Genomic DNA, 12,434 nt, shown 5'->3' on the forward strand with positions numbered 1-12,434 from the left:
GGCAGTCCTGATACGGATGGGCGGGCGGGCTACTTGACGCCGAGACCGGCGTCGCTGACCGCGGGCTGGCCCTCGGCCTTCAGGATCTTGTTCAGCGGCCCCAGGTCGTAGATGCCCTTCAGGTCCGGCTTCTCCAGCAGACCCGCCTTCACCGCGTGCTCCGCCTGTGCGTCGAGCGTCGCCGCCAGCGGGTCGTTGGTGATCTGGATGGACTTCCACGCCGGGTCGAGGATCTCGGGAGCCAGCGGCTTGCCGCTCAGGGACTCCAGCGCCTTGTTCGCGGACGCCTTGGCCAGGTCCGGGTTGGCGTTGATCCACTTGTTGGTGTTCACCGAGCCGCGCAGCACCGCCTCGACGACATCGGGGTGCTCGGAGAGGAACTTCTGCGACACGATGATGTTCGTGATCACGAACTTGTCGTCGGGCCACAGCGTCGACTCGTCGAGCAGGACCTTCGCACCCTCGGAGACCAGCTTGGACGCGGTGGGCTCCGGCACCCAGGCGCCGTCCAGCGAACCGGACTTGTAGGCGTCCGGTGTCACCTTGTTGTCCGAGCGGACCACGGAGACATCGCCCTTGCCGCTCTGGGCGTCGACCTTCCAGCCCTTCTCGGATATCCAGTTGAGGAAGGCGACGTCCTGCGTGTTGCCGAGCTGCGGGGTGGCGATCTTCTTGCCCTTGAGGTCGTCCAGGGTCTTGATCTTCTTCGGGTTGACGACCAGCTTCACCCCGCCGGAGGCCGAACCGCCGATGATCCGCAGGCCCTTGCCCTGGGACTTGGCGTAGCCGTTGATCGAGGGGGAGGGGCCGATGAAGCCGATGTCGATCGATCCCGCGTTGAGCGCCTCGATCTCGGACGGGCCCGCGTTGAACGTCGAGGGCACGACCTTCGTACCGCCGAGCTCCTTCTGGATGGTGCCTTCCTGGATACCGACCAGGGCGGTCGCGTGCGTGAGGTTCGGGAAGTAGCCGATCTTCACGGTGTCCGCGGAGAGCTTCTTGCCACCGGCGGAGACGTTCGCCTTCTTGGCGTCGTCGTCCTTCGACTCGGAACCGTAACCGCAGGAGGTGAGTGCCACGGCGAGCAGCGGCAGGGCGGCGACAGCGGCGAGGCTGCGGGAGACGGTGGTACGTGCGGCAGGCACGGGAGGTTTTCCTCTCGTCGGCCCGGTGCTCACGTCCCTCGGAAGTCCGGGGAGGCGGCCGGGAGGTCGGCAGATCTTCGTCTGAACTGGCGATACGGGTCAAGCGTGCGGTGCGGTTGGGGCAGGCGGGCGCGCAGGCAGTGCGCGTACGTCATCACGCACATCGCCCGACCCCGCCCTGGCCGCTGCCGAGGGCGCCGCTGCCGACCCGGCCGCCCTCCTTCGCGAAGGTGGAGAAGACGTCGATACCCATCAGAAGTCCCATTCCGCGTCGTCGTTCGCGGGGTCCTCGCCGGCGCCGGGCAGCGCGACCGCGGCGAACGAGGCGCCGGCCATGCCGGCCGAGAGCGTGGTGCCGTCCGCCGGGTCGATCAGGAGGAACGAGCCGGTGCGCCGGGAGTCCGCGTACGCGTCGAGCGCGAGCGGCTCGGCGGTGCGCACGACGACGCGGCCGATGTCGTTGGCGACCAGCCGGCCCGGGGCCGGGTGCTGGGAGAGGTCGTCCAGGGTCAGCCGGGACGGGATGTCCTGGACGATCGCCTTCACCGTGCGGGTGGTGTGCTTGAGCAGCACCCGCTGGCCCACCGAGAGCGGCTGGTCGGCCACATGGCAGACGGTCGCCTCGACGTCCTTCGTGACCGCCGGCGCGTCGTCGGCCGGTGCGAGCAGATCACCGCGCGAGACGTCGATGTCGTCGGCCAGCCGGATGGTCACCGACTGGGGCGCCCACGCGATGTCGACGCTCTCGCCGAGCGCGTCGATCCCGGCGATCGTCGACGTACGCCCCGAGGGCAGTACGGTGACGCTCTCGCCGACCCGGAACACACCGGCGGCGATCTGACCCGCGTAGCCGCGGTAGTCGGGGTGCTCCGCCGTCTGCGGCCGGATGACGTACTGCACCGGGAAGCGGGCGTGGCACGCGGTGAGGTCGTGGCTGACCGGCACGGTCTCCAGGTGCTCCAGCACGGTCGGGCCGCCGTACCAGTCCATGTTGGCCGACGGCTCCACCACGTTGTCCCCGGCCAGGGCGGAGATCGGGATCGCGGTGATCTCCGGGACGCCGAGCGAGGCGGCGTACGCGGTGAACTCCTCGGCTATCGCGGCGAACACCGGCTCCGCGTACTCGACCAGGTCCATCTTGTTGACGGCGAGCACCACATGCGGGACGCGCAGCAGCGCGGCGACGGCGGCGTGCCTGCGGGTCTGCTCGACGACACCGTTGCGCGCGTCGACCAGGACGACGGCCAGCTCGGCGGTCGAGGCGCCCGTCACCATGTTGCGCGTGTACTGCACATGGCCGGGGGTGTCGGCGAGGATGAACCGGCGCCGGGTGGTGGCGAAGTAGCGGTAGGCGACATCGATGGTGATGCCCTGCTCGCGCTCGGCCCGCAGCCCGTCGGTCAGCAGCGCCAGGTCCGGCGTCTCCTGACCCCGGTTGCGGGACGCGTGCGCGACGGCCTCCAGCTGGTCGGTGAGGACCGACTTGGAGTCGTGCAGAAGACGCCCCACGAGGGTGGACTTGCCGTCGTCGACGGACCCGGCCGTGGCGAACCGCAGCAGGGTGGTGGCCGACAGCTGCTCGGTGGTGGTGCTGATGCCGGTCATTTTAGAAGTACCCCTCGCGCTTACGGTCTTCCATCGCGGCCTCGGACATCTTGTCGTCGGCGCGGGTCGCGCCCCGCTCGGTGAGCCGGGACGCGGCGATCTCGGTGATCACCGAGTCCAGCGTGGTGGCGTCGGAGTCGACGGCACCGGTGCAGGACATGTCGCCGACCGTGCGGTAGCGCACCAGTCGGGTCTCGGTCCGCTCGTGCTCCTTCGGACCGCCCCACCCGCCCGCCGTCAGCCACATGCCGTCGCGGTTGAAGACCTCGCGCTCATGGGCGAAATAGATCTCCGGGAGCTCGATGGACTCGCGCTCGATGTACTGCCAGACGTCCAGCTCGGTCCAGTTGGAGATCGGGAAGACCCGCACGTGCTCACCGGCGGCGTGCCGGCCGTTGTAGAGCTGCCACAGTTCGGGGCGCTGGCGGCGCGGGTCCCACTGCGAGAACTCGTCGCGCAGCGAGAAGACCCGCTCCTTGGCGCGCGCCTTCTCCTCGTCGCGTCGGCCGCCGCCGAACACGGCGTCGAAGCGGTGCTGCTGGATCGCCTCGGTCAGCGGCACCGTCTGGAGCGGGTTGCGGGTGCCGTCGGGCCGCTCGCGGAGCTTCCCGGCGTCTATGTACTCCTGTACGGAGGCCACGTGCAGCCGCAGTCCGTACTTCTCGACGGTGCGGTCGCGGTACGCAAGGACCTCGGGGAAGTTGTGCCCGGTGTCCACGTGCAGCAGCGTGAACGGCACCGCAGCGGGCGCGAACGCCTTGAGCGCCAGGTGCAGCATCAGGATCGAGTCCTTGCCGCCGGAGAACAGGATCACCGGCCGCTCGAACTCTCCCGCCACCTCACGGAAGATGTGCACCGCCTCGGACTCCAGGGAGTCCAGGTGGCTGAGCGCGTACGGATTGACAGTGCCTTCCGGCACGGTGGCGACGGTGCTCACGCCAGTCCCCTCTCGGTGAGCAGCGCGCGGAGCGCCGCTGCGGACTCCTGCACGGTCTGCTGGTGCGATTCGATCCGCAGATCCGGCGACTCGGGTGCCTCGTAGGGGTCGTCCACCCCGGTGAGCCCACTGATCTCGCCCGCCGCCTGCTTGGCGTACAGCCCCTTCACATCACGTACGGAGCACACCTCGACGGGAGTGGCGACATGCACCTCCAGGTAGGTGGTGCCTTCGCTCCCGTGCCGCTTGCGGACCGCCTCCCGGCTGTCCGCGAAGGGTGCGATGACCGGGACCAGCACCTTCACACCGTTGGCCGCCAGCAGCTCGGCGACGAAGCCGATCCGCTGGACGTTGGTGTGCCGGTCCTCGCGGGAGAAGCCGAGCCCCGCGGAGAGGAACTCCCGGATCTCGTCGCCGTCGAGCACCTCGACCCGGTGGCCCTCGCTCCTGAGCCGGCCCGCCAGTTCGTACGCGATGGTGGTCTTGCCCGCGCTCGGCAGACCGGTCAGCCAGATGGTGGCTCCCGTCTCCGTCACGCTCATCGAAGTCTCCTGATCAGTCGTCATCAGCCGTGCAGCCCGCACTCGGTCTTGCCCCGCCCGGCCCAGCGGCCGGCCCGCGCGTCCTCGCCCTCCAGCACCCGGCGGGTGCAGGGCTCGCAGCCGACGGAGGCGTATCCGTCCATCAGCAGCGGGTTGGTGAGCACACCGTGTTCCGCCACGTACGCGTCCACGTCGTCCTGGGTCCAGCGCGCGATCGGCGACACCTTGACCTTGCGGCGCTTCTCGTCCCAGCCGACGACCGGGGTGTTCGCCCGGGTGGGGGACTCGTCGCGGCGCAGCCCGGTCGCCCAGGCGGTGTACGACCTCAGACCGTCCTCAAGCGGCTCGACCTTGCGCAGGGCGCAGCACAGGTCGGGGTTGCGGTCGTGCAGCTTCGGCCCGTGCTCGGCGTCCTGCTCGGCCACGCTCTGCCGTGGGGTCAGCGTGATGACGTTGACGTCCATCACCGCCTGAACGGCGTCCCGGGTGCCGATGGTCTCGGGGAAGTGGTAACCGGTGTCGAGGAACACCACGTCCACACCGGGCAGTACGCGGGAGGCGAGGTGCGCGACGACCGCGTCCTCCATGGAGGACGTGACGCAAAAACGTGTGCCGAAGGTGTCGGTGGCCCACTTCAGGATGTCGGACGCGGAGGCGTCCTCCAGCTCGCGGCCGGCTCGCCCGGCCAGCTCCGCGAGCGCCCGGTCGGTGAGTCCGCCGGCCAGCAGAGTGCCCGTCATATTCCGTCCCCTTCCCCGTCGTTGCGCTGAAGCCCGCGGGTCAGCAGACCCAGGAACTTGAGCTGGAACGCGCGATTGCAGGAGGCACATTCCCAGGCGCCGTGCCCGGTCTCGTGCGGGCGCAGGTCCTCGTCGCCGCAGTACGGGCAGTAGAACGGCGCGGCTCGCTCGCTCATGACAGCGACTCCGCACTGGCGCGTGCCGCCCAGGTCGCGAAGCGCTCGCCGTCCTCGCGCTCCTCCTGGAAACGGCCGAGCACCCGCTCGACGTAGTCGGGCAGTTCGGCCGAAGTCACCTTCAGGCCGCGGACCTTGCGGCCGAACCCGGCCTCCAGTCCGAGCGCACCGCCGAGGTGCACCTGGTAGCCCTCCACCTGGTTGCCCGCGCTGTCGAGCATCAACTGGCCCTTGAGACCGATGTCCGCGGTCTGGATGCGGGCGCAGGCGTTGGGGCAGCCGTTGATGTTGATGGTGAGCGGCTCCTCGAACTCCGGCAGGCGGCGCTCCAGTTCGTCGATGAGCGAGGCGCCGCGCGCCTTCGTCTCCACGATCGCCAGCTTGCAGAACTCGATCCCGGTGCAGGCCATCGTGCCGCGCCGGAACGGGGAGGGCTTCACCTGGAAGTCCAGGGCCTCCAGACCGGCGGTCAGCGACTCGATCCGGTCCTGCTCCACATCGAGGATGATCATCTTCTGCTCGACGGTGGTCCGCAGCCGGTCCGAGCCGTGGGCGGCGGCCAGATCGGCGATCTTGGCCAGGGTGGAACCGTCCACCCGGCCGACCCGGGGGGCGAAACCGACGTAGAAGCGGCCGTCGCGCTGCTGGTGCACACCGATGTGGTCGCGCCAGCGGGAGCTGGGCTGTTCGGGTGCGGGGCCGTCGACCAGCGGGCGCTTGAGGTACTCGTCCTCCAGCACCTGGCGGAACTTGGCGGGTCCCCAGTCGGCCATCAGGAACTTCAGCCGGGCCCGGGTGCGCAGCCGCCGGTAGCCGTAGTCGCGGAAGATCCCGATGACACCGGCCCAGACATCGGGCACCTCGTCCAGCGGCACCCAGGCGCCGAGACGTTCGGCGAACCGCGGGTTGGTGGAGAGCCCACCGCCGACCCAGACGTCGAAGCCGGGGCCGTGCTCCGGGTGGTCGACGCCGACGAACGCGATGTCGTTGATCTCGTGCACCACGTCCTGCACCGGCGAACCGGAGATCGCGGTCTTGAACTTGCGGGGCAGGTTGGAGAATTCCTTGCTGCCGATGTAGCGCTCGTGGATCTCGTCGACCGCGGGCGTCCCGTCGATGATCTCGTCGGCGGCGATGCCCGCCACCGGGGAGCCGATGATCACGCGGGGGCAGTCGCCGCACGCCTCGGTGGTGGAGAGCCCGACGGCCTCCAGCTTCTCCCAGATCGCCGGGACGTCCTCGATGCGGATCCAGTGCAGCTGGATGTTCTGCCGGTCGGTGATGTCGGCGGTGCCGCGTGCGTAGTCCTGCGAGATCTCGCCGATGGCACGCAGCTGAGCGGTGGTGAGCCGGCCGCCGTCGATGCGGACGCGCATCATGAAGTAGCGGTCGTCCAGCTCCTCCGGCTCCAGGATGGCGGTCTTGCCGCCGTCGATGCCGGGCTTGCGCTGGGTGTAGAGCCCCCACCAGCGCATACGTCCACGAAGGTCGTTCGGGTCGATCGAGTCGAAGCCGCGCTTGGAGTAGATCGTCTCAATGCGTGTCCGCACATTGAGACTGTCGTCGTCCTTCTTGAACTGCTCGTTCCCGTTGAGCGGGGTGTGGTGACCCATCGCCCACTGGCCCTCGCCACGGTGGCGTCCGGCCTTGCGGCGGGGCGTGGTGGGCGCAGGCTGTTCAGGGGTGGCGGCCATGACAATACGTCCTTCGGGACTGCAGGAGGGCGGCTCTGAACGGCACACTCGCGCTGAGGCGCGGCGGTGCGCAGGGGGTTGCAGAGGTAAGGGAATCGCGGCGGTGCTGGGACTCTCAGCCCGCCGGACAGATGGCGCTGGACATGCGGCAGAGGTCGACGTGACGTCGACTCACCAAGGCAATCCCAGATCCAGACATGGCGGAAGCGTGTCACGCGCATCTCGGGCCAGTCCACCACTATCCATCATGTGGACGAGATGGTCCCGATGGGTGAGACGTTGTGTCGCGCGTCACGCTTTCAGGAAGCGTGCGCCCCCGGCCACGGGCCCGGCGACGGCACCTCCGGCTCCTGCTCGGTCTTCGTGTCGAACAGCCGGAAGCCGCGCCGCAGATAGTTGTCCATCGCGTGCGGACCGTCCTTGGAACAGGTGTGCAGCCATACCCGCTTCGTCGCCGTCCGCTCCGGCCACCGCTCGGCGAGGTCCCAGGCGCGGGCCACCCCGTAAGAGAGCAGATGGCCGCCGATGCGACGGCCCCGGAACGCCGGGATCAGCCCGAAGTACATGACCTCGACCACGCCGTCGTCCTGCGGGTCCAGCTCGATGTACCCGGCCGGGGTCCCGTTCTCGTACGCCACCCAGGTCTCGGCCCCGGGACGGTCCAGGGCCTCCTGCCACTGCGCGTACGTCATGCCGAGCCGGTCGGTCCACTGGATGTCACCGCCGACCGCGGTATAGAGGAAGCGGCTGAACTCGGGCAGCGGCACCGCCGCCCGTACGATCCGCAGATCACCCTCCGGTACGACGGCGGGCCGCAGGTCGTCGGGCGAGGTCTGCTCCAGCGACCAGACGGTCACTTCGCCGGTGGGGGCATCGGGGTGCGTGGCGTTGTTCATGGCCGCCAGAAAACCATGACGGGCGGTTCCGGCCCAAAGCGGGCCCACGAATCGGACGCCCAGGGGTGCGCGGACCAGGGGTGGCGGACCGGACGCCGGAAGCCGTGCGGACCGGACCCCGGGGGCCGTGCGGACCGGACCCCGACGGTTCCAGAAGGGTGCCGCCCGGACTCCGGCCCTTCCGGAAGGCGCCGCCAGGACCCCGGCGCTCCCAGAAGGGGTGCCGCCGCTCAGACCGCCTCGACCGGCTCGGCCGACCGCCGTGCCGCCACCACCAGGGGGGCCTTCGAGCGCGGCAGCAGATCGGCCGGATGCTCCGGGTGGACCACCTCCACCTCGACGTCCTCGCCGAAGCGGTACGGGCGGTGCGCCAGCACCTCCGCCAGATGGCGCCGCATCCGGGAGATCTCGGCCCGCACCGTCACCGTCCGGGTCGGGTCGCCGAAGATGTCCAGCGCCAGCTCCGAAGCGGTACGCCCCTCCCGGTGCAGCGCCAGCGCGTACAGCAGTTCCGCGTGCCGCGGCGAGAGCCGCTGCGTCCAGGTCCCCACGGGGCTGACCACATGGATCGTGAGCCCCCGCGGCCGGCTCAGATCGAGCACCACGCGGCGCGGCGGCCCGTCCGAGGACCCGTCCGCCACCTGCACCAGCCAGCCACCGGGCAGCGGCTCCACCCGGCACATGCCCAGCGACGGCAGCCACACCCGCCCCGGCCGCAACGACTTCGGCAGCGGCAGCCGGTCCACCGGCGGCATGCCGGTGACCGCCGCCAGCCAGCCGTGGGTGTCCACCACCAGCGCCCGGCCGCCCAGCCGGCACAGGATCGGCGCCGCCACCGCGCGCAGCCGTTCTATCGCCACCAGATGCCGTGTGCGGATCTCCCCCTCGGCGAGCCCGGCCACCGAGCCGACCAGGGCGAGCGCCGTCGGATGGAACGTGGACGCCGGGCCGCTGATGTCGACGATCCCCATGATCCGGCCGTCCCGCGGATCACGGACCGGGGCCGCCGCACAGGTCCACGAGTGCAGAGCACGGATGAAGTGCTCGGCCGAGTGGACCTGGAGGGGCGCGCGGGTGGCGAGCGCCGTACCGATCGCGTTCGTCCCGGTCGACGCCTCCGCCCAGGCGGCGCCCTCCTCCAGACAGATGTCATGGGCGCGGCGTATCACCGCGCTGTGGCCCTGGCGCCACAGCACCCGGCCCTCTGCATCGGTGACGACCATGATCTGCTGCGCCTCGGCGATCGAGCCCAGCCCTTGGCGCAGCACCGGCATCACCTCGCTGAGCGCCGTCCCCCGGCGGCGGTGCTCGATCTCGTCCGCCTCCAGCAGCTCGCTCTCCGGCGACTGCGCCGGATCGATCCCGCTGCGCACCACCCGGTCCCACGAGGCGTCGATCTCCGCACGCGGCGCGATCGCGGAACGGTCGCCCGCCAGCCGGGCCTCCCGCGCGGCGTGCAGCAGCCGGGCGGCCCGCTTGGCGTCCTGGGCGGCCGGCCGCGCCACCTCGACAGGCTCTGTGTCCCTCATGGGTGTCCCCCCAAAATAAAGCCGAAGCCGAGGCCCAGGGGACCCCATTCCGACGCCGTCGGGGTCCGTGTTGCTTCGCACTCCACACAATGGTTGCAACCCTTTGCAACTCTGGTGATGTGCCGCAGGCCCGTACGAGAGTGACAGAACACCGTGGGACGGGGCCTGTTTGCCCGTTGTCCGGTGTTGCACAAGCTTGGAGGGTGGTGCCGTGTCGGCGCAGCACCACCCTCCGTAGCTTCCCTCCGGGTGCTACGGGGCGACGGGCCGGGCCCGTGCCACCACCGAGGCCAGATCCAGACTGTGCGGCAGCGTCCCGAAGGCCGTGCCCCAGTCCCCGCCCAGCCGTGAGGCGCAGAACGCGTCGGAGACCTCCGGCGGCGCCCAGCGCACCAGCAGCGAACCCTGGAGCACCAGCGCGATCCGTTCGACGATCCGCCGGGCCCGCGCCTCCACCGCCTCCAGATCGGCCAGCTCGGTCAGCAGGTCCTTGATCGCCGCGTCCAGCCGGTGGTCGGCGCCACGCGCCCGGCCGACCTCCTGGAGGAACGCGTTGAGGGCCTGCGGCTCGCGCTGGAGGGCCCGCAGGACGTCGAGGGCCTGCACATTGCCCGAACCCTCCCAGATCGAGTTGAGCGGAGCCTCGCGCAACAGCCGCGGCATGCCCGACTCCTCGACGTACCCATTGCCGCCCAGACACTCCAGGGCCTCGCCGACCACCGCCGTGCAGCGCTTGGTCACCCAGTACTTGGCGGCGGGCACCGCGAGCCGCAGGAAGGCCCGCTCCTCCTCGGTGTCCGCGTCGTAGGCGGCGGCCAGCCGTACCGCGAGGACCGTCGCCGCCTCCGACTCCAGGGCCAGGTCCGCCAGGACGTTGCGCATCAGCGGCTTCTCGATCAGCAGCCCGCCGAACGCGCTGCGGTACGCGGTGTGGTGGATCGCCTGCGCCACCGCCTGCCGCATCAGCGCGGCCGAACCGACCACGCAGTCCAGCCGGGTGGCCGCCACCATCTCGATGATGGTGCGCACCCCGCGGCCCTCCTCGCCGACCCGGCGCGCCCACGTCCCGTCGAACTCGACCTCGCTGGACGCATTGGACTTATTGCCCAGTTTGTCCTTGAGGCGCTGGATGGCGAACACATTTCGGGTTCCGTCCGGCAGGACGCGCGGTACGAGGAAGCAGCTCAGCCCGCCCGGTGCCTGCGCCAGCACCAGGAAACCGTCCGCCATCGGCGCCGAACAGAACCACTTGTGGCCGGTGAGCAGATACTCGCCCTCACCCGCCAACGGCTCGGCCCGCGTGGTGTTGGACCGCACGTCCGTGCCGCCCTGCTTCTCCGTCATGCCCATCCCGAAGAGCACACCGGACTTCTCCGCGGCGGGCCGCAGCCCCTGCTCGTACACGTGCGAGGTCAGCCGCGGCTCCCACTCGGCGGCCAGCACCGGGTCGGTCCGCAGCGCGGGCACCGCCGCGTGCGTCATCGACAGCGGGCAGCCGTGGCCCGCCTCGGCCTGCGTCCAGACCAGGAACCCGGCCGCGCGCCGGACATGACCGGCCGGCCTGCCCCAGGCGTCCGTGAGACCGCCCGCGACCGCGTGGCCCAGGAGGCGGTGCCAGGACGGATGGAACTCCACTTCGTCGATACGGTGCCCGTAACGGTCATGGGTACGCAGTTCCGGCGGATTCTCGTTCGCCTGCGCACCCCATTCCTGGGCCTGTGCGGAGCCGGCGGACCGGCCGAGCGCTTCCAGTTCCTCCCGTGCCTCGGGAAGGACTTCGGGCGCGACATGCCGCTCAACGGCCTCGGTGAGGGCGCGGTCGGCGGCGAAGACGTCATAGCCGACCAGCGGCGGAACCTGATTGGTCACTGTGTGGGTGGTGGCTGCCATGCCGATACGGTAAGGAGGTGCAGGCAGCAAATGAAACACCCGAGCGGCCACCGGGCCGACTCCACCGGGCCCGAGTCCTCTACCGCAACGTATCCAAGCGGCAGATGGCGTGGCACTTGCTCAAGGACACCGTCAACTCGTGCATCGAGTACCGCATCCTCGGACTCGCGGCCGAGGCGGCGTTCTTCACCCTGCTCTCCCTGCCCCCGCTGCTGCTCGGACTGATCGGACTGCTCGGGTACGTCGACGAGTGGACGACCACCACCACGGTCGCCTCCATCGAGCGCAACATCCTCGGCGCCGCCCAGACCGTCCTGTCCGAGCGGGGCGTCAACGACTTCGCCAAACCCCTCTTGGACGACGTCACGACGGGCGCCCGCCCCGACGTCATCTCCATCGGCTTCGCCATCGCCCTGTGGTCCGGCTCCCGGGCGGTGAACGTCTTCATCGACACCATCACCGTCATGTACGGACTCGACGGCGAGCGCGGCATCGTCAAGACCCGGCTGCTCGCCTTCCTCCTGTACGTCGTCGCGCTGCTGCTCGGCGCGGTGGTGCTGCCGCTGCTGGTGGTCGGCCCCGACCGGGTGGTGGAGTTCGTCCCCTGGGGCACCGAGGTCATCGCCGTCCTGTACTGGCCGCTCGTCATCCTGCTGACGATCGCCTTCCTCACCACGCTCTACCACGTGTCCGTACCCGTGCGTTCGCCATGGATCGAGGACGTACCCGGAGCGCTCGTGGCGCTCGGGATGTGGGTGGTCGGCAGCTTCCTCCTGAGGATCTACCTGACCAGCACGGTCGAAGGGCCCACGATCTACGGCTCGTTGGCCGCGCCCATCGCCGTCCTGCTGTGGATAGGCATCTCGGCGTTCGCGGTACTGGTGGGTGCCGCGGTCAACGCCGCGATCGACCGGGTGTGGCCCTCGCTCGCGACCGCCGCCGCCCGCGAGGCCAACGAACTGGTCCGGGCCGCGCAGGCCGCCGAGTTCGTGGCCCGTACCCGCTCCACCTTCTGGGACGACCAGGGGGACGACGACGATGACGACGACGCGTACATGCCGTCGGAGTTCCCGGAGCGCTGGTCACGCTTCCTGCCGCCGGACGACGTGAAGTCCCGGCTGCACGCGACCAGGGAGAAGGAGCCCAAGGGAACGAAGGCCCCCAAGGACCCCGAGGACCCCGACCGCACAGAGACCCCGAAGGGCACCGGGGACACCGGGGACACCGGGGAGAACCATGGGCCCCGCCCCCTGTGAGGATGCGCTCCCGGCGGGTCGGGC

At 70.2% G+C, this 12,434-nt stretch carries 12 protein-coding genes; 1 reads left to right on the forward strand and 11 read right to left on the reverse strand.

Annotation, left to right across the window (positions count from 1 at the left end; genetic code table 11):
* Positions 1–29: 29 nt before the first annotated feature.
* From OG251_RS31960 to OG251_RS32010, 11 genes are all read right to left on the reverse strand, one after another.
* On the reverse strand, positions 30–1,145 hold the full coding sequence (locus OG251_RS31960) for an aliphatic sulfonate ABC transporter substrate-binding protein (RefSeq protein ID WP_326680355.1): 1,116 nt from the start codon (positions 1,143–1,145) through the stop codon (positions 30–32).
* A gap of 252 nt (positions 1,146–1,397) precedes the next feature.
* On the reverse strand, positions 1,398–2,741 hold the full coding sequence (locus tag OG251_RS31965) for a sulfate adenylyltransferase subunit 1 (RefSeq protein ID WP_326681483.1): 1,344 nt from the start codon (positions 2,739–2,741) through the stop codon (positions 1,398–1,400).
* A 10-nt stretch (positions 2,742–2,751) separates the two neighbouring features.
* Complete coding sequence (gene cysD / locus OG251_RS31970) at positions 2,752–3,687, reverse strand: sulfate adenylyltransferase subunit CysD (protein WP_326680356.1); 936 nt, start codon at positions 3,685–3,687, stop codon at positions 2,752–2,754.
* Entirely contained in the window at positions 3,684–4,253 is a 570-nt protein-coding gene (gene cysC, locus OG251_RS31975; RefSeq protein ID WP_073719161.1) for an adenylyl-sulfate kinase, read from the reverse strand. The genes cysD and cysC overlap by 4 nt, the downstream gene beginning before the upstream one ends.
* Positions 4,253–4,969, reverse strand: a complete 717-nt coding sequence (locus tag OG251_RS31980) for a phosphoadenylyl-sulfate reductase (RefSeq protein ID WP_326680357.1) — start codon at positions 4,967–4,969, stop codon at positions 4,253–4,255. The genes cysC and OG251_RS31980 overlap by 1 nt, the downstream gene beginning before the upstream one ends.
* Positions 4,966–5,145 (reverse strand): hypothetical protein, encoded by a 180-nt coding sequence (locus OG251_RS31985; RefSeq protein WP_073719163.1) that lies wholly within the window; start codon positions 5,143–5,145, stop codon positions 4,966–4,968. Before OG251_RS31985 ends, OG251_RS31980 begins: the two co-directional genes overlap by 4 nt.
* On the reverse strand, positions 5,142–6,839 hold the full coding sequence (locus tag OG251_RS31990; protein ID WP_326680358.1) for a nitrite/sulfite reductase: 1,698 nt from the start codon (positions 6,837–6,839) through the stop codon (positions 5,142–5,144). The genes OG251_RS31985 and OG251_RS31990 overlap by 4 nt, the downstream gene beginning before the upstream one ends.
* 115 nt (positions 6,840–6,954) lie before the next feature.
* Complete coding sequence (locus OG251_RS31995) at positions 6,955–7,038, reverse strand: putative leader peptide (RefSeq protein ID WP_323137987.1); 84 nt, start codon at positions 7,036–7,038, stop codon at positions 6,955–6,957.
* Between the two features lie 100 nt (positions 7,039–7,138).
* Positions 7,139–7,735, reverse strand: coding sequence for a GNAT family N-acetyltransferase (locus OG251_RS32000; RefSeq protein ID WP_326680359.1), 597 nt, complete (start codon positions 7,733–7,735; stop codon positions 7,139–7,141).
* A gap of 230 nt (positions 7,736–7,965) precedes the next feature.
* Positions 7,966–9,264: a GAF domain-containing protein gene (locus OG251_RS32005; RefSeq protein ID WP_326680360.1), complete on the reverse strand. Its 1,299-nt coding sequence runs from the start codon at positions 9,262–9,264 to the stop codon at positions 7,966–7,968.
* Positions 9,265–9,516: 252 nt separating this feature from the next.
* Entirely contained in the window at positions 9,517–11,154 is a 1,638-nt protein-coding gene (locus OG251_RS32010) for an acyl-CoA dehydrogenase family protein (RefSeq protein WP_326680361.1), read from the reverse strand.
* Positions 11,155–11,171: 17 nt separating this feature from the next.
* Between OG251_RS32010 and OG251_RS32015 the strand changes: the two genes are divergently transcribed.
* On the forward strand, positions 11,172–12,410 hold the full coding sequence (locus OG251_RS32015) for a YihY/virulence factor BrkB family protein (RefSeq protein ID WP_326680362.1): 1,239 nt from the start codon (positions 11,172–11,174) through the stop codon (positions 12,408–12,410).
* Positions 12,411–12,434 lie beyond the last annotated feature (24 nt).

It is taken from the genome of Streptomyces sp. NBC_01237, from assembly GCF_035917275.1.
Taxonomy (GTDB): Bacteria; Actinomycetota; Actinomycetes; order Streptomycetales; family Streptomycetaceae; genus Streptomyces.